The sequence below is a fragment of the Sphingobium sp. PAMC28499 genome, from assembly GCF_004795815.1.
GTDB classification, from domain to species: domain Bacteria; phylum Pseudomonadota; class Alphaproteobacteria; order Sphingomonadales; family Sphingomonadaceae; genus Sphingobium; species Sphingobium yanoikuyae.
In genome coordinates this window covers 4117946-4137699 of the sequence record NZ_CP039248.1, presented here as the reverse complement: position 1 = coordinate 4137699, position 19754 = coordinate 4117946, and the positions used below count along the sequence as shown (strand labels likewise).

The following is a 19754-nucleotide window of genomic DNA, read 5'->3' as shown; positions in this document are numbered from 1 at the left end:
CAAGTGCGGCCGTGGCGGACGGTCTGGACAAATGCTGCATCGCCGTCCATCGGCTTGATTGCCTGAAAGCGGAACCAGGAGACGCGGTGCATGCCGTGGGGACCCGCTGCGGGCACGTGCAGCAATAATCACAAGGGGACTTGGACCGATGAGCAGGCGCAAGCTGGTGGTCGGCAACTGGAAGATGAACGGGATGCGCGCGCATCTCGACGAGGTGGAGGCGATCGGCAAGCTCGCCGCGCAGCATCCGGCGGTGGAAGTCGGGCTTTGCCTGCCGGCCACTTTGATCATGGCCGGATCGCAGCTGAAGGGCGCAGCCTTCATCGGCGCCCAGAACTGCCATATGGAATTGAGCGGCGCCTATACCGGCTCGCTGTCGGCGGAGATGCTGATCGAGGCGGGGGCGACCTGGGTCATCACCGGCCATAGCGAACGGCGCGAGACGCGAGGCGAGACCAACGCCGATGTCGCCGCCAAGTCGGTCGCCGCCCATGCCGCGGGCATGAAGGTGATCCTGTGCGTCGGCGAAACGCTGGCCGTGCGCGATGCGGGCGATGCCGACGAAGTGGTCACCGCCCAGTTGCTCGCCTCTCTGCCCGAAGGCGCAAGCGCCGACTGGCTGGCCGTGGCCTATGAACCCATCTGGGCGATCGGCACCGGCCGCATCCCGACGCTGGAGGCGATCCAGTCGATGCACGCCACCCTGCGCGCCGCGCTCGCCAGCCGGATCGGCCAGGAACAGGCCGATGCCATGCGCATCCTCTATGGCGGATCGATGAACGGCGACAATGCCGCCGAGATCATCGCCCTGCCGGACGTCGACGGCGGTCTGGTCGGCGGCGCCAGCCTGTCGGCCGCCAAGTTCGAACCGGTGATCGCCGCCGCGGATTGATGCCGAACGCCCTCTCTTCGTGCGGAAGAGGGGGCATTCTGGCTTGGTGCGAGTCGAGCGCGTTGCTGGCTGTGCGTTGAAGGGGCGGGCTATCTTCACTCCGTTCGCCCTGAGCGAAATCGAAGGGCGCTGCTGAGCGAAGGCGAAGCTATTGCCTCGCTCCGCTCGGCCGAGGGCTTCGACTTCGCTCAGCTTGAACGGTTCTTTCACTGTCCAGACTTGATTATAGGAGGCATGGAAGGCCAGTCGCAACCGCCTCCGCACGCGCCCTCATCCATGCCTTCGTTCATATCGACAGGCTCGCCGGTTGCCCCGGCGGTCCATCATCGCTATGTGCGCGCCAACGCATTCCTTCATTGGACAGAAAAGAACCCGCATGTTCACCTTCCTTCTCGTCGTGCAGGCGATCGTCGCTGCCCTGCTGGTCACCGTCATTCTGATGCAGAAGTCGGAAGGTGGCGGTCTGGGCGTCGGTGGCAGCCCGGCCGGGCTGATGTCGGCGCGCGGCGCGGCGGATTTCCTGACGCGTTCGACCACGATCCTGGCGACCATCTTCGTCCTGCTGTCGATCACCCTGGCGGTCATCGCCTCGGTCCGTCATGCCGGCGGCGACATCGACACCTCGCTGGTCAAGTCGGCCCCCGCCACGCAGGCCCCGGCGCCCGCGACCGGCAACGCCGACCCGCTGGCCGGTGCGGCCAGTGCCGCCGGCAATGGTTCGGCAGCGAACGGCGCAGTTCCGCTCGCTAACTGACCTTTTCGTCGTTCATCGCCATATTTTTTGCGAGCGTGCGGATTCGCGCGCTTGCTCAACTCGTTTGTATAAGGCTAAGCCTCTTCTCCCATGACGCGGTATATTTTCATCACCGGCGGCGTGGTCTCCTCGCTTGGTAAGGGCCTCATGGCCGCATCCTTGGCAGCGCTGTTGCAGGCGCGGGGCTATCGCGTGCGAATCCGGAAATTCGACCCCTATCTCAACGTCGATCCGGGCACGATGTCGCCCTATCAGCATGGCGAAGTCTATGTGACCGACGACGGGGCGGAAACCGACCTCGATCTTGGCCATTATGAACGCTTTACCGGCGTGTCGGCGCGCCAGTCGGACAATGTCACCCAGGGCCGGGTCTATCAGACCATCATCCAGCGCGAGCGGCGCGGCGACTATCTGGGCGCGACCGTCCAGGTCATCCCGCACGTCACCGACGAGATCAAGGCGTTCGCCACGGCGGAGACCGACGATCTGGACTTCGTGCTGTGCGAAATCGGCGGCACCGTCGGCGACATCGAATCGCTGCCCTTCATGGAAGCGATTCGCCAGCTCCATAATGATCTGGATCGCGGCCAGTCGATCTTCGTCCATGTGACCCTGGTGCCCTATCTCGCGGCGGCGGGCGAACTGAAGACCAAGCCGACCCAGCACAGCGTGCGTGAACTGACCTCGCTCGGCATCCAGCCCGACATCCTGCTGTGCCGCGCCGAGCATCCGCTGCCCGAAAGCGAGCGCAAGAAGATCGCGCTCTTCTGCAATGTCCGTCCCGAGGCGGTCATTCCGGCGCTCGACGCCAAGAGCATCTATGCCGTGCCCGAGCAATATCATGCCGAGGGTCTCGACAATGAAGTGCTGCGCGCCTTCGGCATCACCGATGCGCCCGCGCCGTCGATGGACCGCTGGACCGATATCATGGATCGCCAGCTCAACCCCGAAGGCGAAGTGACGATCGGCGTGGTCGGCAAATATGTCGGCCTGCTCGACGCCTACAAGTCGCTGCATGAAGCGCTGCACCATGGTGGCCTTGCCAACCGGGTGAAGGTCAACATCAAGTGGATCGACGCCGAACTGTTCGAGAAGGGCGACGACCTCGCCGCCAGCCTCGAACCGATGCACGGCATCCTCGTCCCCGGCGGCTTCGGCGTGCGCGGGTCGGAAGGCAAGATCGCATCGGTCAAGTTCGCGCGCGAACGCGACGTGCCCTTCTTTGGTATCTGTCTTGGCATGCAGATGGCCTGCATCGAAGGCGCGCGGAACACGGCGGGGATCGAGAATGCCTCGACCACCGAGTTCGGCGAAACCAGCGAGCCGGTCGTCGGCCTCATCACCGAATGGATGAGCAAGGAAGGCCTGCAGAAGCGCACCGCCGAGACCGATCTGGGCGGCACCATGCGTCTGGGCGCCTATCCGGCCAAGCTGGCGGGCAACAGCGTCGTCGCCGGCATCTATGGCAGCAACGACATCAGCGAGCGTCACCGCCACCGCTATGAGGTCAATGCCGGCTATCGCGAACCGCTGGAAAAGGGTGGCCTGATCTTCTCGGGCATGTCGCCGGACGGCACGCTGCCCGAAATCGTCGAGCGGCCCGACCATCCCTGGTTCGTTGGCGTGCAGTTCCACCCGGAACTCAAGTCCAAGCCGTTCGACCCGCACCCGCTTTTCGCCAGCTTCATCGAAGCGGCGGTCAAGCAGAGCCGGTTGGTGTAAAAGAACGGGGCCGGAAGGCCCCGTTTTTCGTTTCAGCCCTTCGGCGCGTCGAACAGGTGCCGATACTGGCGCGGCTGGCAGCGCAGATATTGTGGCGCCGCCTTCACGCTCGCGCCCAAATGCGCGGCGGCATGCCAGGGCCAGCGCGGATCATAGAGGATGGTGCGGGCGATCGCGATCAGGTCGGCGTCGCCGGTGCCGATGATCGCCTCGGCCTGCTCGAAATCGGTGATCAGGCCAACGGCGATCACCGGCATGTCGACCGCCTGCTTGACCGCGCGGGCCAGCGGCACCTGATAGCTCGGCCCCACCGGAATATCCTGACGCGGGTCGAGCCCGCCGCTCGACACATGGATGGCGCTGCAGCCGTGCGCTTCCAGCGCCTTGGCGAAAGCGATCGTCTGATCGATGTCCCAGCCGCCCTCGACCCAGTCGGTGCCCGACACCCGCATCGTCACCGGCTTGTGCGCGGGCAGGGCCGCGCGCACCGCGTCGAAAATCTCCAGCGGCAGGCGCATCCGGTTTTCCAGGCTGCCGCCATAATCATCGTCGCGCTGGTTGGAGAGCGGGGAGAGGAACTGGTGCAGCAGATAGCCATGGGCGCCGTGCAACTGGACCGCGTCGATGCCGATCGCGTCAGCCCGCTTCGCCGCCGCGACAAAGGCATCGCGCAGCCGCTCGATCCCGGCCTGGTCCAGCGCCATCGGCGCATGGGTGCCCGGCGTGAAGGGCAGGGCGGAGGGGGCGACCGTCTGCCAGCCATTGACCGCGTCGGGCGCGATCTGCGCGCCGCCTTTCCATGGCACTTCGGTAGATGCCTTGCGCCCGGCATGGCCAAGCTGGATCGCGATGGGCATGTCGCTATGGCGCCGCACGCCGTCCAGCACACGCTGCATCGCCGCCTGCGTGGCATCATCCCACAGGCCGACATCGGCATGGCTGATCCGCCCCTCGGGCAGCACCGCGGTCGCCTCGATCGTCAGCAGCGCCGCGCCCGACAGGGCAAGCTGGCCGAGATGGATGAGGTGCCAGTCGTTCATCGCGCCGTCGACGGCGGAATATTGGCACATCGGCGCGATCACGATGCGGTTGTCGAGGGTAAGGCCGCCGACATCGAAGGGCTGGAACAGCTTGGGAGCGCTCATGCAGGTCTCCAGAAGGGGAGAGGGGAGAGAAGGCCCGCAAGATAGGAAGCCGGCCGGGCGGCCGAAAGGGGCTGGATTGCTGGCATGGATTCGTCATCAATACGTCATCGCCTTGCCTTGTCGCCGCAACATCGCTCGGGCATCGTATCTGCGGCCACCACAAGGAGGACGGGTTCATGGCGATGGCACTACGTGTCGTGACAGGGCTGCTGGTCCTCGGGCTTGGCGGCGCGGCGATCGCCCAGGCGCCGGCGGATGCGCCGTCGCCGCCGCCATCCCCAGTCAGCCTGCGGATCAAGGCGCCGGAAGCGCATCAGGGGGCTGCGTCGGACGGCACCCATGTCTATGGGATCGACAATGACCGGATCGGCAAATATCGCATCGCCGACGGCCAGCGCGTCGCCCAGTGGCAGGGGGAGCGCCGCCTCTATCCGCACATGAACAGTTGCACCGTTGTCGGCGCCGAACTGGTCTGTGCCGCGTCCAACTATCCGGCCGTGCCGCAGACCAGCGCGGTCGAGATTTTCGACACGAAGACGCTGAAGCATGTCCGCAGCGTCAGCCTGGGCTTTGGCCCCGGATCGCTGACCGTCATGGATCGCCATGACGGCAAATGGTGGGCGGTCTTCGCCAATTATGAGGGCAAGGGCGGCGAGCCGGGGCGCGACTATCGCTATACGCTGCTGGTGCGGATGGACGACGCCTTCCGGGCGGAGGCAAGCTGGGCGTTCCCGGCCGATGTGCTGAGCCGCTTTGCGCCGAAAAGCTGCTCGGGCCTCAGCTGGGGCGCCGACGGGCTGATCTATGCCACCGGTCATGACCGGCCCGAAGTCTATGCGCTGAAACTGCCCGAGGCGGGATCGGTGCTGGAGCATGTCGGCACGATCGGCATTGCCACCCCCGGCCAGGCGATCGACTGGGATCCCAAGGCGCCCCGGCGCCTCTGGTCGATCGGCCGGGGTGCTGGCGAGATGGTGGCGAGCGAGATGCCGCCGGTTCGATAGAACGGATCAGCGCACCTTCAGCCCCAGTTCGGCGAGCAGTTCGCCGGCCTGGTCGCGTGAGATGGTCGCGCCGCGAAAGCGGCTGGCATCGCCGAGATGGACGCCGCCTATATCCGCGCCGCGCAGGTCGGCGCCCTCGAACCGGGCGCCGTCCAGCATCGCCTCGCGCAGGCTGCAGCCTTCGAAACTGGCCATGCGGAAATCGCATTTGCGCAGGTCCGCCTGCGAAAAATCGATGCGGCTCAGCCGTTGCTTGCGGAAGGACAGGCCAGGCAGGCGCGCGTCGATCAGCAGGCATTCGGCCATGTCGACCTCCAGCGCACGCAGGTCCGACAGGTCGGCGCCGGTCAGCTTGCACTGGGCCAGCCGGGCGCCCTCCAGCCGCGCCCGCCGCAACACGACATTGTTGAAATCGCATCCGGTCAGCACCGCGTCGCTGAGGTCGCAGCCGGTGAAATTCGCGCCGCCGCCCCGGCAACCCTGCCAGCGCGTTCGTTCCAGCATGGCGCCGGCCAGATCGGCGTTGCGCAGGTTGCAGCGCTCGAACTGCCAGCCGGTAAGGTCGAGCTGCGTCAGTTCCGCTTCCTCCAGGTCGCAGTCGATCAGGGCATGGGGTGTTCCCGCCAGCGCCATGATGTCGGCGCGCGCCAGTTGCTGCCCGTTGCGCGCGGGCAGGGCATCGATGTCGGTCATGCCGCCGTCTATGCCTTGGGCGTCAGCTTGAGCAGGCGGCCCTGCGACTTGCCGCCATCCTCCAGCAGCCACAGCGCGCCGTCCGGCCCCTGTTCGACCTCGCGGATGCGCGCGCCCATATCCCACTGGTCGGCCTTTTCCGCATTCTCGCCGTCCAGCTTTACCCGTACCAGCGACTGGCTCGACAGGCCGCCGATGAACAGCGATCCCTTCCATTGCGGGAACAGGTCGCCCGAATAATAGATCAGGCCGCCCGGCGAGATCACCGGATTCCACCAGACCTTCGGCGCCTCATAGCCGTCGCCGGGCTTGTGATCGGGAATGTCGCGGCCGTCATAATGGCTGCCGTTCGACACGCGCGGATAGCCATAGTTGAGGCCGGGCTTGATCAAATTGACCTCGTCGCCGCCCTTGGGGCCCATTTCCTGTTCCCACAGGCGCCCGTCCTTGTCGAAGGCGATGCCCAGCAGGTTGCGATGGCCATAGGACCAGACCGCCGGGTTGAAGCCCTTGGCGCTGAGCGGATTGCCCGCCGCCGGCGTGCCGTCTAGATTGAGGCGCAGCACCTTGCCCAGGGTCGATTTGGGATCCTGCGCCGGTTCGAACTTCTGTCGCTCGCCATTGGTGAAGAAGAGATATTTGCCGTCCGGCGAGAAGGCGATGCGGCCGGAATAATGGCCATTGCCCTCGACATAATCGCTGGCTCGGAAAATGACCTTCACGTCGGCCAGCCTAGTCGTGCCGTCGCTTGCCTGGTCGAAGATGCCGGTGGCCAGCGCCACGCCCTTGCTGCCGGCGCGGTTCCCCTGGCCGACTTCGGAAAAGCTGAAATAGACCTTCTTGTCCTGCGCGAATGTGGGGGAGGGGACGATGTCCATCAACGCGCCCTGACCCTCGCTGTCGACCTTGGGGATGCCGGCGACCGGGATCTTGGTGCCGTTCTTCGGATCGAACAGGATCATCTCGCCGGCCTTTTCGGTGATCAGCATCCGCCCGTCGGGCAGGAAGGTCATCGCCCAGGGCGATTCGAAATCGGCGATCACCGATGTCTTGAACGGCTTTTCCCCGGCGGTCGCACCGGCATTCTGGCCGGTCGCATTGTTCGCCGAACAGGCCAGCAGGGCGAGGGGGAGAGTGACGGCCATCACGCGCAGCATGGGAAACTCCTGTTATAATATTCGCGGGGGAAAGCCGATTTTCGGCGGGGGTTCCATGCCCGCATCCTCCACCGGATGCGGGCATGGATGCAAGCGTCATCGGCGATCTGCCGATTTCTTAAGCTTCTGCCGCTAGAGGACAGGGCGGCAAGAGGGGGAATATGGTGCTGCACGGCGTATCGGATTTCGATGCTGCGTGCGCGCAGGCAGGCGCCTTGCGCGTCGAGCCGCTATGCCTTGCCGACGCGCTGGATTCGACCGTGCTTGCCCGCGCCTGGGAAAGGCTGGAGGCGCGCGCCGACTGGCCGACCCAGACCCGCCTGTTCGCCGCCACGCTGAACGACCTGATTGCTGCCGGGCCGAGCCGCATCATGACGGTCCGGGCGGGCGCCGATCTGGTCGCGCTGCTGCCGCTGTGCCGCGATGCTGGCGCGCTCGCTCGCTGGCGGATGATCGGCGCGCGCGAAACCTATGAGCCGGGCGACATGCTGTGCAACGGGACGGCGGCCGGCGATGCACTGGCCGGCGCGATCGCGCATTTGCCGCATCCCTTGCTGCTCGATCGCATTTCGGCCGGGTCGCCCTTGATCCCCGCACTGGCGCGAGCGGTGCGGCGGCGCGGCCGGCTGGTCGTGCGACCGGCCATGGCCTGTCCCCATATCGCGCTCGATGAGGGCTGGCGCGACCCGGAAAGCCGCTTCAACGCTGGTCGCCGCTCCGACTTCCGTCGTGCTCGGCGCAAGGCGGAAGGGTGCGGCCCGCTCCAGTATGAGACGCTGGCGCCGGACGTGGACAATTTCGACGCCCTGTTCGACGAGGCCGTCGCGGTCGAGGCGCTGGGCTGGAAGAGCGAGGCGGGCACCGCCATCGCCACTGACCCGCGCCAGGCGGCGATCTTCCGCGCTTTCTTCCGCGCGGTGGCGCAGCGCGGCGACCTGCGCATCTCCTTCCTGCGGATCGATGGCCGGGCCATCGCGATGCAGATGGCGGTGCTGTGGAACGGCCGCTACTGGCTGTTCAAGATCGGCCATGACGCGGCCTTCAACGCCTGTTCGCCGGGCGGGCTGCTGATGCTCCATGCCATTGGCTGGGCGGCGCAGGCGCGGCTGCACAGTTTCGAATTTCTGGGCGTCGCCGAACCCTGGATTCGCAAGCTCTGGACCCAGACGGAGCATGACTGCGTCCAGTTGCGCACCTATCCCTATAATCTGCGCGGCGCGGCGGCCTTTGCGGCGGATGCTATTGTCTGGTCGCGGCAACGGCTGTTGCGGCGGTGAGAGGCGGGGCCGCCTGGCGCCTGTTGCGGGACACGCGTTATGCTCTGCCCGGCGCGCTGGGGCGGGTCATCCCGGCACCCGACGCCCCCCATGCCGTGGCGATCGCCCGGCAACAGGCCCGCGCCGGCGCTGCCACCACGATCGGCTATTTCGAAGGGGCGGGGGGTGATCCCTCGTCGATCATGGCCGCCTATGCGCGGGTGGCACAGCGGGCGCGCGGCCTGGACCTCAGCCTGTCGGTGAAGGCGCCGCCATTGCGTTTCGATCCGGTCAGCCTGCGCGAACTGGCGCAGATTGCGCGCCAGTCCGGCCTGTCGCTGGTGTTCGACGCCCATGGCCCGCAGGATGCGGACGAGACGCTGGCGGCGGTCGAACGGCTGCTGCCCGACTTTCCCGAAACCGGCATCGTCCTGCCCGCCCGCTGGCAGCGCAGTCAGGCCGATGCGGCCTGGCTGCGCGACAGCAGCGCACCGGTCCGCGTCGTGCGCGGGGAGTGGCCCGATCCGGCGGGCGATGCCGTCGATCCCGATGCCGCCTATCTGGCGCTGGTCGAGGCGCTGGCCGGCCGCGCGGCGCCGGTCGCGATCGCCACCCATCGCCCCGCGCTGGCCGACCGGGCGCTGGCCCTGCTGCGCGACGCCGGCACGCCGTGCAGCCTGGAGCAATTGCGGGGGCTGCCGGGCCGTCGTTGCCGGGCGGTGGCGCGGGGGCAGGGGGTGCCGGTGCGCCTCTATGTGCCCTTTGGCCCCGGCTGGATTCCCTATGCGCTGGACCGGGCGCTGGCCCGGCCCTATCTGCTGGCGTGGATGTGGCGCGACTGGACGGGGCGCGCAGACCCCTGAAATAGCGCATTTTACGAAACATGTTGCAGGTCATTGGCAACCTGCCTATATGGATATTGCTTCCTTACATCGTCACACATGTCAGGGTCGCAGGCACCAAGCCTGCGGCGGCAACAAGCAGCTATATATTTTTTGGCCTATCTGATTTCTGGAGTATCCATGGCGGACATCGCCGAACTGACCGCATTGATCGAGCCCGAGGTGAAGGCCCTGGGGTTCGACCTCGTGCGCATCAAGCTGTTCGGATCGGGCGACGAATATACGCTGCAGATCATGGCCGAAGACCCGAAGACCAAGCAGTTGGTCATCGAGGATTGCGCTGCGATCTCGCGCCGCCTGTCCGACGTGATGGATGAAGTCGACCCGATCGAGGAAGCCTATCGTCTGGAAGTCAGCTCGCCCGGTATCGACCGGCCGCTGACCCGCCTGCACGATTTTCTCGAATGGGCGGGCCATGAGGCAAAGATCGCCGCGACCGAAGTGGTCGAGGGGCGCAAGAGCTTCCGTGGCATCCTCAAGGGCGTCGAGGGTGAGGATATCCTGTTCCAGGATGCCAAGGCCGGCGATGTCACCATCCCGTTCGCGCTGGTCGGCGATGCCAAGCTGATGCTGACCGATGCACTGATTTCTGCTACCATGCCGCTCTCCTCCGATGGGGCGGACGAGTTCGAAACCGAGGAATAAGGGTTTTATCGTCATGGCCAACGCCATTTCCGCCAATAAGGCCGAGCTGATCGCGATTGCAAACAGCGTCGCCAGCGAGAAGATGATCGACAAAGCGATCGTCATCGAGGCGATGGAAGATGCGATCCAGCGCGCCGCCCGTGCCCGTTACGGCGCCGAGAATGACATCCGTGCCAAGCTGGACCCGGACAGTGGCGACCTGCGCCTGTGGCGCGTCGTCGAAGTCGTCGAGGTGGTCGAGGATTATTTCAAGCAGGTCGACCTCAAGCAGGCCGCCAAGCTGAAGAAGGACGCCGTGGTCGGCGACTTCATCGTCGATCCGCTGCCCGCGATCGACCTGGGCCGCATCGATGCCCAGTCGGCCAAGCAGGTGATCTTCCAGAAGGTCCGCGACGCCGAGCGCGAGCGCCAGTTCGACGAGTTCAAGGACCGCGTGGGTGAAATCATCACCGGCGTCGTCAAGTCGGTCGAATTCGGCCATGTCGTCGTCAATCTGGGCCGCGCCGAAGGCGTGATCCGCCGCGACCAGCAGATCCCGCGCGAAGTGGTTCGCGTCGGCGACCGCATCCGTTCGGTCGTGCTGAACGTGCGCCGCGAAAATCGCGGTCCGCAGATTTTCCTCAGCCGCGCGCACCCCGAATTCATGAAGAAGCTGTTCGCGCAGGAAGTGCCCGAAATCTATGATGGCGTCATCACCATCATGGCCGCCGCCCGCGATCCGGGCTCGCGCGCCAAGATCGGCGTCATCAGCCGTGACAGCAGCATCGATCCGGTCGGCGCCTGCGTCGGCATGAAGGGTAGCCGCGTCCAGGCCGTCGTGCAGGAAATGCAGGGCGAAAAGATCGACATCATCCCCTGGTCGGAAGATACCGCCACCTTCGTCGTCAACGCGCTGCAGCCGGCCCAGGTCGCCCGCGTCGTCATCGACGAGGAAGAAGAGCGCATCGAAGTCGTCGTTCCCGACGATCAGCTGTCGCTCGCCATCGGCCGCCGCGGCCAGAATGTCCGCCTCGCCAGCCAGCTGACCGGCAAGGCGATCGACATCATGACCGAGGCCGACGCCAGCGAGAAGCGTCAGAAGGAATTCGTCAGCCGTTCGGAAATGTTCCAGAACGAGCTGGACGTGGACGAGACGCTGTCGCAGTTGCTGGTCGCCGAAGGTTTTGGCGAGCTGGAAGAAGTCGCCTATGTCAGCGTCGAGGAACTGGCCGGGATCGAAGGTTTCGACGAGGATCTGGCTGCCGAGCTGCAGAGCCGCGCGCAGGAAGCGCTCGACCGTCGCGAACAGGCTGCCCGTGAAGAGCGTCAGGCACTGGGCGTCGAGGACGCGCTGGCCGACATGCCGCACCTCACCGAAGCGATGCTGGTCACGCTCGGCAAGGCTGGCGTCAAGACGCTCGACGATCTCGCCGATCTGGCCACCGACGAACTGGTGCAGAAGAAGCGCGTCGATCAGCGTCGTCGCAAGTCGGACAGCGGCAATGAAGACAAGGGCGGCATCCTGGCTGCCTATGGTCTGACCGATGAGCAGGGCAATGAGATCATCATGGCCGCCCGCGCCCACTGGTTCGAAGGCGAGGAAGCGTAAGCCAACATGCCTTTCGTCGACATCCGCCTGGCCGGTAGCGCGACTCGCGAGCAGAAAGCCGCGATCGTTGCTGATGTCACCCAGTCGCTCGTGGAGCGGCTGGGAAAGCCGGCGGCTGCCGTCCAGATCGTGATCTCGGAAGTCTCGACCGAAAATTATGCGGCCGGCGGTCAGTTGATCGCCGACCGCGCAATTTCTCCAAATAGGGAGGACGCCAATGCTGCGGACACTCCCCGATGAGAGAATAAGCCTACTCGACAGCGTTGGTCTTGCCCTTTTGTCCGTTTTGGCGGAGGGGCGCGCATGACCGAACGCAAATGCATATTGAGCGGCGACCGCGCCGATCCCAAAACGCTGATCCGCCTGGCCATCGGCCCTGAAGGGCAGGTGATGCCCGACGTCCGCGCCAAGGCGCCGGGCCGGGGCGCCTGGATCGGCGTGTCGCGGGCCGAACTGGAAACGGCGCTGGCCAAGGGCAAGCTCAAGGGCGCACTCGCCCGCGCCTTCAAGGAAGGCGCTCTTGAAATTCCCGACAATCTTCCCGATCTGGTAGAGGCCGGGCTGCGGCAGGATCTGCTCAGCCGCCTGGGGCTGGAGGCTCGCGCCTCCATGCTGCTGACCGGATCGGAAAAGATCGACGTCGCATGCCGCAAGGGCATGGTGAAAATGCTGCTCCATGCCGCCGATGCGGGCACGGACGGCAATCGAAAACTGGACCAGGCCTTGCGCGTGGGACAGGAAGCGGAAGGCACGGATCTTGCGGGCATCGTCTTGCCTGTGGACCGGCACGCCCTATCTATGGCAATGGGGCGCGACAATGTCGTCCATATCGCGGTGACCGACTCGCGGGCGACAGTGCGCCTGCGTGCGGCTCTGGGCCGCTTGGAAAGCTATCTGGGATGCGCTACCGGGGCGCCGGTGCATGGGGAGCAGGACTCCGCCGATGCGCAGGCGCATGAGGCTGCATGGAATGATACGTCGGCGGCTGCGCCGGCTGATGATGATGTGAAGGGTTAAACATAGTCGATGAGTGACAGCAACGAAGACAAGCCGGTTCTGGGCCGCAAGCCGCTGGGGATCAAGCGCACGGTCGAGTCCGGTCAGGTGCAGCAGCAGTTCAGCCATGGCCGCAAGAACACGGTCGTGGTTGAGGTGAAGCGGCGCCGCGTCCCCATGGGCAAGCCGGGTGAAAGCACCGGCGCTGCGCCCGCTGCTGCGCCCCAGGCTGATCCGACGCCGGCCGCGCCCGCAGCGCCGGCCGCACCCCGTCCTGCCGCGCCTGCGCCGCAGCAGCGCGCGCCGCAGCCCGCCCCCGTGCGCCAGGCGCCGCCGCAGAGCCTGATGTCGCGTCAGGAACTGCAGGCCAAGCTGCTGCGCGAGGCCGAGGAAGCCCGCATGGCCGCGCTGGAAGATGCGCGCCGCCGTGAGGATGCCGCGCGCCTTGCCGCCAGCGAAGAAGAAAAGCGCCGCGCCGAGGAAAATCGCCAGGCTGCCGAAAATGCCGAGGTCGAGGCCGCCAAGGCTGCCGAAGCCGCCGAGCAGGCCAAGGCTGCCGAAGCCGCCAAGCCGGCTGCGCCGGTCGAGGCCCCGGCCGCGCCGGCTGCTGCAGCCGAGCCTGCCGCTGCTGCCCCGGCTGCGCCCGCCGCACCGGCGACCACCAGCTCGACCATGCCGCCGCCGCGCCGCTTCACCCCGGTCGCGCCGGTCAAGCGCCCCGAACCGGCGAAGCCCGATCGTGCCAAGCGCAACGATGACAATCGCCGCCAGTCCGGCAAGCTGACCGTCACCCGCGCGCTTGCGGACGACGACAGCGCCCGTGCCCGCAGCCTCGCCGCGCTCAAGCGTGCGCGCGAGAAGGAACGTCGTGCCCATTATTCGGGCGGCAGCCAGCCGCGCGAGAAGCAGAGCCGCGACGTCGTGGTGCCCGAAAGCATCACCGTGCAGGAACTGGCCAACCGTATGGCCGAAAAGGGCGCGGACCTGGTCAAGGCGCTGTTCAAGATGGGCACCGCCGTCACGCTCAACCAGCCGATCGATCAGGATACGGCGGAGCTGCTGGTCGAGGAATTCGGCCACCGCATCCAGCGCGTGTCGGATGCCGACGTTGAAATCGGCATGGAAGGCGAGGCTGACGCACCCGAAACGCTCAAGCCGCGTGCCCCGGTCGTGACCATCATGGGCCATGTCGACCATGGCAAGACCTCGCTGCTCGACGCGCTGCGCGGCACCGACGTGGTGGCCGGCGAAAGCGGCGGCATCACCCAGCATATCGGCGCCTATCAGGTGAAGACGAAGAGCGGTGATCTCATCACCTTCCTCGACACGCCGGGCCACGAAGCCTTCTCGGAAATGCGTGCCCGTGGCGCCAACGTCACCGACATCGTCATCCTCGTGGTGGCGGCCGATGACGGCCTGATGCCGCAGACGATCGAAGCCATCAACCACACCAAGGCTGCTGGCGTGCCGATGATCGTCGCGATCAACAAGTGCGACAAGCCCGACGCCAACCCGCAGAAGGTGCGTGAGCGCCTGCTGAGCGAGGAAATCGTGGTCGAGGACATGGGTGGTGACGTCCAGGACGTGGAAGTGTCGGCGCTCAAGAAGACCGGCCTCGACGAACTGATCACCAAGATCCTGCTCCAGGCCGAGGTCATGGAACTGACCGCCAACCCCGATCGCGACGCCGAAGGCAATGTGATCGAGGCACAGCTCGACAAGGGCCGTGGTGCGGTTGCGACCGTGCTGGTCCGCAAGGGCACGCTGAAGATCGGTGACACCTTCGTCATCGGCTCGGAAAGCGGCAAGGTCCGCGCGATGATCAACGACAAGGGCCAGCAGATGAAGACAGCCGGCCCCTCGACCCCGGTCGAGGTTCTGGGTCTGTCGGGCGTGCCGATGGCCGGTGATCAGCTCACCGTCGTAGAGAATGAAGCCCGCGCCCGCGAAGTCGCTGCCTATCGTCAGGAACAGGCGACCAAGAAGCGCACCACGGCTGCCCCGACCAGCTTCGAGCATATGTTCTCGGCGCTGAACACCAAGGTCATCGAATATCCGGTGGTGGTGAAGGGCGACGTGCAGGGTTCGGTCGAAGCGATCGTGTCCTCGCTCAACCGCATCTCGACCGACGAGATCAAGGTCCGCATCCTGCATTCGGGCGTCGGCGCGATCACCGAAAGCGACGTCACGCTGGCCGCGGCCAGCCGCGCGCCGCTGATCGGCTTCAACGTCCGTCCCAATGCCAAGGCCCGTCAGCTCGCCGAGCGCGAGAAGATCAGCCTGCGCTACTATGACGTGATCTACGACCTGCTTGAGGAAGTTCGCGGCGAAATGGCTGGCCAGCTCGCCCCCGAACGGATCGAGACGATCGTCGGCCGCGCCGAGGTGCTGCAGGTCTTCCCGGCCGGCAAGAAGGACAAGGCCGCCGGTCTGCTCGTCCTCGACGGCATCATCCGCAAGGGTCTGGCCGCGCGCCTCACCCGCGACGATGTCATCGTGTCGCGCACCAACATCGCGTCGCTGCGTCGCTTCAAGGACGATGTCTCCGAAGTCCGCGCCGGCATGGAGTGCGGTGCGGTCCTGCAGGACACCAACGACATCAAGCCGGGCGATACGCTCGAACTGTTCGAAGTCGAAGAGCGCGCACGCACGCTGTGAGTTACAGAAGGCCGGTCGAGGAATTTAGCTGTGAGCTAAATTTCTTCACCGGCCTTTGTCGTGCCTATAATTTGCGGATGTGGATATCCGCTTCTCGAAGACGGCGATGAGAGCGCTGCTGCGATCGAACAAGCGAACGCTTATTCGGCAGAAGATTGACGAGTTGGCGAGCGATCCCGCATCGCTTGATGCCAATGTCAAACGCCTGCAGGGGCGTCCTGAATATCGGTTGCGGGTTCAGGACTGGCGCGTGATTTTCCGTCTCGATCAGGATATTCTGTGGATTGATGATATTGCGCCGCGCGGATCGGCTTATGAGGTGAACCCATGACCGTTCAAATTGTCGAGATCGCGGGCCAGAAGATCGCGATGCTGCCGATTGAGGATTATCAACGGCTTGTCGAGATCGCGGAGGATAAGGCTGACACGGTAGCAGCTGCAGAGGCTGAGGCGCGCCGCGATGAGGGCGAGGAATATCTTCCCGCGAAAGTGGTCGATGGAATGATGGCCGGGGAAAGCCCTTTACGCGCATGGCGAAAACATCGGGGCTTAACGCTGAAAGTTTTGGCGGAACGGGTGGGCTCGACACATGCCCATCTCAGTAATGTAGAACGCAATAAGAGAAGCGCGAATGTGGAACTCTGGCGCAAGCTGGCCATGGAGTTGAATGTTTCGCTCGAAGATATGTTTTTTAAGGTCTGACTATGGCTCAACAACAATCCGAAGGCCCCTCTGTCCGCCTGCTGCGCGTCGGCGAACAGGTGCGCCATGTCCTTTCCGACATTCTCCAGCGCGGCGACGTGCATGACGATGTGCTGAGCCAGCATGTGGTCAGCGTCACCGAAGTGCGCATGTCGCCCGACCTGCGCCACGCCACCGTCTTCATCAAGTCGCTGCTCGGCAAGGATGAGGAAGCGGTGCTCAAGGCGCTGCGCACCAACACCGCCTATCTCCAGCGCGAAGTCGCGCACCGCATCCGCCTCAAATATGCGGCGAAGCTCAAATTCCTGTCGGACGAGAGCTTCGACGAGGGCAGCCATATCGACAAGCTGCTCCGCGATCCCAAGGTCGCCCGCGACCTGGAACAGGATGAGAGCGAAGATTGAAGGGCTGGCCCCCGGAGCGCTGTTCCGGGGGAGGACTAGGCCATGGCTGCGATGGAATTTTGAGCGCGTAAACGCGCGATCGCCTCGTCGGGCGTTTTACCTGTAGCAATCCAGGCCGGATGCGCCTGCCAGAACGCAGCTGCCTCCAGGTCATTACCGCTGGGGCCGTGGCTCATGATCCAGCCTATCCGCGAAGCCTGCTCGCAGGAGTGATCGCCCTCGGCCAGTGCAAGCCATGCCCCGCCACTATAGGCACCGCTATACCGGTCCTGCACGAGGACGATGGGATAGAGACAGGCTTCACTGGCTTGCGCGTTCGCCATGTGTTTGCTCCAGAAAAGGTGCGAAGCATCTTGCCACATTTCGTCCGGTCGCGGAATGTTTCCAGCGTCGACGCGACGGTGCCGCAGCGCTAACAGCGTCTTTCCCGGAACCGGAAGATCAAGAGGGGCAGACGCATGAAGATGAGCGGGATAATCAGTATGGCCGCCTTGGCATTGGCTACGCCCGCCATCGCCTGTGAACCCGCCATCCATCCTGCCGTCACCGCCGATCCCGCGCCTGACGCCGCCAACCCGGCGCGGATGGATGCGTTCGTCATTCCCTCGGGCGAGGGGGCGATGAATGCGGTCATGTATGTCGCGGCGGGCAGCGGCGTGCATCCGACCCTGCTGCTGCTCCACGGCTTTCCGGGCAATGAGCAGAATCTGGACCTAGCCCAGGCCGCGCGCCGGGCCGGCTGGAATGTCCTGACCCTCCATTATCGCGGCTCATGGGGCAGCCCCGGCATCTTCTCCTTCACCAACGCGGCGGAGGATGCGTTCAACGCGCTGCTGTTCCTGGAGGAAGCGTCGACCGTCGCCAAATATCGTATCGACACCAGCGCGATCGTGGTCGCCGGCCACAGCATGGGCGGCTTCATGGCGGCCGAGGCGGCCGCCGCCGAACCGCGCGTCGCCGGCCTGTTCCTGATCGATCCCTGGGATCCGGCCCAGACCGTCGCCTCGCTCGCCACGCCACAGGGCGAGGCGGGCTGGAAGGCCGAGGTGGCGGGCGACCTGCCGCCGCTGTCGGGCGCCAGCTATGAAAGCCTGACCGCCGAGATCAAGGGCGATGCGCAGAAGTTCGACCTCGGCCGCAAGCTGGTCGGCTATGGCCGTCGGCCGCTGACCATCATCGGCGCGGAGCGTGGCATCGGCGCGATGGCGCGCAAGGTGGGGGCGGACGCCCAGTCGGCCAATCCCAACAGCCGGCTGATGGTCTGGCCGACCGATCACAGCTTTTCCGACAAGCGGATCGCGCTCGCCGATGCGCTGGTGCGTTTCCTGGCTGGCGTTGCGCCGACGCTGCGCTAAAGCGCGGCCATGGCGAAGCTCTATTTCTATTATAGCTCGATGAATGCGGGCAAATCGACGACCCTGCTGCAATCGAGCTTCAACTATCAGGAACGCGGCATGGCGACGATGCTGTGGACCGCGGCGGTCGACGATCGCTTCGGCCATGGCCGGATCGCCTCGCGCATCGGGCTGGAGGCGCAGGCGCATCTGTTCGAGCCGGGCGTCGACATGCTTGCCGCCATCGCCGCCCAGCATGACGCGACGCCGCTGTCCTGCGTGCTGGTGGACGAGGCCCAGTTCCTGACCCGCGATCAGGTCTGGCAACTCGCGGCGGTCAGCGACAGCCTGAACATCCCCGTCCTCTGCTACGGCCTGCGCACCGATTTCCAGGGGGAATTGTTCGAGGGCAGCGCCCATCTGCTGGGCCTGGCCGACGCGCTGACCGAGATCAAGACGGTTTGCGACTGTGGCCGCAAGGCGACGATGAACCTGCGCGTCGATGCGTCGGGCCGGGCGATCCGCCAGGGCGCCCAGACGGAGATTGGCGGCAATGACCGTTATGTGGCGCTGTGCCGTCGCCATTTTGTCGAGCAGATGCGCGGATGAGCCGGATGGATGATCTGCTGGCGCCGATCGAAGCGCCCGGCCTCTATCTGGAGCAACTGGCCGACCATCATCGCGAAGCCTTGCGCGCGATCTGCCCGGTCGACGATCCGGTGTGGGAGATTTATCCCAACCATCTCGCCGGCGCGGATTTCGATCCGACCTTCGACGCGATCCTGGCGACGCCCAATCGCCACACGTTTCTCATTCTGGCCGATGGCGAGCCGGTCGGCATGTCGGGCTATCTGAATGTCGACGCCGCGCATAATGGCCTGGAACTGGGCGGCACCTATATGACGCCGTCGGTGCGTGGCACCGGACTTAATGGCCGGATCAAGCCGCTGCTGCTGGCCCGCGCCTTTGCCTGCGGCTTCACCCGCGTCCAGTTCTGCATCGACGCCCGCAACATCCGCTCGCAAAAGGCGGTGGAGAAGCTGGGCGCCGTGCGCGAAGGCGTGCTGCGCAAGCAGCGCATCACCTGGACCGGCCATGTCCGCGACACGGTAATCTATTCGATCCTCGCCGACGAATGGGCCGCGCGCGCCGCCTGAGTTTCAGCTTATGCCGGCAATCCAGTCGGGCAGTTCGCCCAGCCGTTCCAACTGGGTATAGCGGGCCGCGCCAATCGGCGGCTGCGCCCGCTCATGCGACCAGGCGCCCTCCTGCGGGATGAACGCGGCCCAGGCCCCGGCCTCCAGCGCCGGCAATATGTCCGACCGCATCGAATCGCCGGCCATCACCGCCTGTTCGGGGGCGATGCCATGGCGGGCGAACAAGGTGCGGAAAGTGTCGACCTTCTTGTCGCTGACGATCTCGATCCCGGAAAACAGGTCGCCCAGGCCCGATGCCGCCAGCTTGCTTTCCTGGTGCAGCAGGTCGCCCTTGGTCACCAGCACCAGCGGGCCGATGTCCGCCAGCCGCTCCAGCGTCTCTTCGACCCCGTCGAACAGCTCGACCGGATGGGCCAGCAGCGCGCGGCCCGCCGCCAATATGTCCTGGATCATCGCGGTCGACAGTTGCTCGCCCGCCAGTTCCACTGCCGCCTCGATCATTGAGAGGGTGAAGCCCTTGGCGCCATAGCCATAGAGCGGCAGGTTGCGGATCTCGCAGGCGATCAGCCGCTCGCGCGTCACATCGACATCGGCAAAGGGCTGCAACATGTCGGTCAGCGCGTCCTGGGTCGCGTTGAAATGACGCATATTGTGCCAGAGCGTATCGTCGGCATCGAGGCAGATGAGCTTGATCGTCATGGCGCCGGGAATAGCGCGGCGCGGGGCAGGGGGAAATGGCTGATCG

The 19754-nt window shown here is 65.4% G+C and carries 22 protein-coding genes; 17 read left to right on the top strand and 5 right to left on the bottom strand.

The genetic code is table 11. The annotated features are described in order from the left end of the window. Positions 1–148: 148 nt before the first annotated feature. The 3 genes from tpiA to E5554_RS19610 all read left to right on the top strand — a co-directional run bounded on the left by tpiA (position 149) and on the right by E5554_RS19610 (position 3368). Positions 149–892, top strand: a complete 744-nt coding sequence (gene tpiA, locus E5554_RS19620; protein WP_004211255.1) for a triose-phosphate isomerase — start codon at positions 149–151, stop codon at positions 890–892. Between the two features lie 376 nt (positions 893–1268). Beyond that, positions 1269–1646, top strand: a complete 378-nt coding sequence (gene secG, locus E5554_RS19615; RefSeq protein WP_004211256.1) for a preprotein translocase subunit SecG — start codon at positions 1269–1271, stop codon at positions 1644–1646. 90 nt (positions 1647–1736) lie between these two features. Next, on the top strand, positions 1737–3368 hold the full coding sequence (locus E5554_RS19610; RefSeq protein WP_010337427.1) for a CTP synthase: 1632 nt from the start codon (positions 1737–1739) through the stop codon (positions 3366–3368). Positions 3369–3400: 32 nt separating this feature from the next. Here E5554_RS19610 and E5554_RS19605 read toward each other — a convergent pair whose 3' ends face one another. Beyond that, positions 3401–4513, bottom strand: coding sequence for an NADH:flavin oxidoreductase/NADH oxidase (locus tag E5554_RS19605; RefSeq protein WP_136187815.1), 1113 nt, complete (start codon positions 4511–4513; stop codon positions 3401–3403). 182 nt (positions 4514–4695) lie between these two features. On the opposite strand from E5554_RS19605, the gene E5554_RS19600 reads away from it, so the two are divergent. Then, on the top strand, positions 4696–5517 hold the full coding sequence (locus E5554_RS19600) for a hypothetical protein (protein WP_136188420.1): 822 nt from the start codon (positions 4696–4698) through the stop codon (positions 5515–5517). A 6-nt stretch (positions 5518–5523) separates the two neighbouring features. On the opposite strand, the gene E5554_RS19595 is transcribed toward E5554_RS19600, so the two are convergent. Both E5554_RS19595 and E5554_RS19590 read right to left on the bottom strand, forming a co-directional pair. Next, positions 5524–6210, bottom strand: a complete 687-nt coding sequence (locus E5554_RS19595) for a pentapeptide repeat-containing protein (RefSeq protein WP_136187814.1) — start codon at positions 6208–6210, stop codon at positions 5524–5526. Positions 6211–6218: 8 nt separating this feature from the next. Further along, the gene (locus tag E5554_RS19590; RefSeq protein ID WP_136187813.1) at positions 6219–7367 is read right to left on the bottom strand and encodes a PQQ-dependent sugar dehydrogenase; all 1149 of its coding nucleotides are present in this window, start codon (positions 7365–7367) and stop codon (positions 6219–6221) included. Positions 7368–7528: 161 nt separating this feature from the next. Between E5554_RS19590 and E5554_RS19585 the strand changes: the two genes are divergently transcribed. The 10 genes from E5554_RS19585 to rbfA all read left to right on the top strand — a co-directional run bounded on the left by E5554_RS19585 (position 7529) and on the right by rbfA (position 16518). Beyond that, a complete protein-coding gene (locus E5554_RS19585; RefSeq protein ID WP_136187812.1) occupies positions 7529–8644 on the top strand; it encodes a GNAT family N-acetyltransferase in 1116 nt (371 codons plus the stop codon). Positions 8645–8667: 23 nt separating this feature from the next. Next, entirely contained in the window at positions 8668–9486 is an 819-nt protein-coding gene (locus tag E5554_RS19580) for a proline dehydrogenase family protein (RefSeq protein ID WP_235654687.1), read from the top strand. A 159-nt stretch (positions 9487–9645) separates the two neighbouring features. Beyond that, positions 9646–10170, top strand: a complete 525-nt coding sequence (rimP, locus tag E5554_RS19575; protein ID WP_017499896.1) for a ribosome maturation protein RimP — start codon at positions 9646–9648, stop codon at positions 10168–10170. A gap of 13 nt (positions 10171–10183) precedes the next feature. Continuing rightward, the gene (gene nusA / locus E5554_RS19570; protein WP_048937887.1) at positions 10184–11758 is read left to right on the top strand and encodes a transcription termination factor NusA; all 1575 of its coding nucleotides are present in this window, start codon (positions 10184–10186) and stop codon (positions 11756–11758) included. A 6-nt stretch (positions 11759–11764) separates the two neighbouring features. Then, entirely contained in the window at positions 11765–11998 is a 234-nt protein-coding gene (locus tag E5554_RS19565; protein ID WP_017499897.1) for a 4-oxalocrotonate tautomerase family protein, read from the top strand. A gap of 63 nt (positions 11999–12061) precedes the next feature. Beyond that, a complete protein-coding gene (locus tag E5554_RS19560; RefSeq protein ID WP_136187811.1) occupies positions 12062–12775 on the top strand; it encodes a DUF448 domain-containing protein in 714 nt (237 codons plus the stop codon). A 9-nt stretch (positions 12776–12784) separates the two neighbouring features. Further along, on the top strand, positions 12785–15412 hold the full coding sequence (gene infB / locus E5554_RS19555; protein WP_136187810.1) for a translation initiation factor IF-2: 2628 nt from the start codon (positions 12785–12787) through the stop codon (positions 15410–15412). A 106-nt stretch (positions 15413–15518) separates the two neighbouring features. Continuing rightward, entirely contained in the window at positions 15519–15743 is a 225-nt protein-coding gene (locus E5554_RS19550) for a type II toxin-antitoxin system RelE/ParE family toxin (protein WP_247594310.1), read from the top strand. Beyond that, positions 15740–16114 (top strand): helix-turn-helix transcriptional regulator, encoded by a 375-nt coding sequence (locus E5554_RS19545; protein WP_136187809.1) that lies wholly within the window; start codon positions 15740–15742, stop codon positions 16112–16114. The genes E5554_RS19550 and E5554_RS19545 overlap by 4 nt, the downstream gene beginning before the upstream one ends. Positions 16115–16116: 2 nt before the next feature. After that, positions 16117–16518 (top strand): 30S ribosome-binding factor RbfA, encoded by a 402-nt coding sequence (gene rbfA, locus E5554_RS19540; RefSeq protein ID WP_048939454.1) that lies wholly within the window; start codon positions 16117–16119, stop codon positions 16516–16518. Positions 16519–16553: 35 nt separating this feature from the next. On the opposite strand, the gene E5554_RS19535 is transcribed toward rbfA, so the two are convergent. Then, the gene (locus tag E5554_RS19535; protein WP_038292451.1) at positions 16554–16841 is read right to left on the bottom strand and encodes a hypothetical protein; all 288 of its coding nucleotides are present in this window, start codon (positions 16839–16841) and stop codon (positions 16554–16556) included. 135 nt (positions 16842–16976) lie between these two features. On the opposite strand from E5554_RS19535, the gene E5554_RS19530 reads away from it, so the two are divergent. The 3 genes from E5554_RS19530 to E5554_RS19520 are packed head-to-tail and all read left to right on the top strand — an operon-like array spanning position 16977 to position 19009. Continuing rightward, on the top strand, positions 16977–17873 hold the full coding sequence (locus E5554_RS19530) for an alpha/beta hydrolase (RefSeq protein WP_136187808.1): 897 nt from the start codon (positions 16977–16979) through the stop codon (positions 17871–17873). A 9-nt stretch (positions 17874–17882) separates the two neighbouring features. Then, a complete protein-coding gene (locus tag E5554_RS19525) occupies positions 17883–18461 on the top strand; it encodes a thymidine kinase (RefSeq protein ID WP_136187807.1) in 579 nt (192 codons plus the stop codon). Continuing rightward, positions 18458–19009, top strand: a complete 552-nt coding sequence (locus E5554_RS19520) for a GNAT family protein (protein WP_348769743.1) — start codon at positions 18458–18460, stop codon at positions 19007–19009. The genes E5554_RS19525 and E5554_RS19520 overlap by 4 nt, the downstream gene beginning before the upstream one ends. A gap of 3 nt (positions 19010–19012) precedes the next feature. Here E5554_RS19520 and E5554_RS19515 read toward each other — a convergent pair whose 3' ends face one another. Beyond that, on the bottom strand, positions 19013–19708 hold the full coding sequence (locus E5554_RS19515) for an HAD family hydrolase (RefSeq protein WP_136187806.1): 696 nt from the start codon (positions 19706–19708) through the stop codon (positions 19013–19015). Positions 19709–19754: the final 46 nt, after the last annotated feature.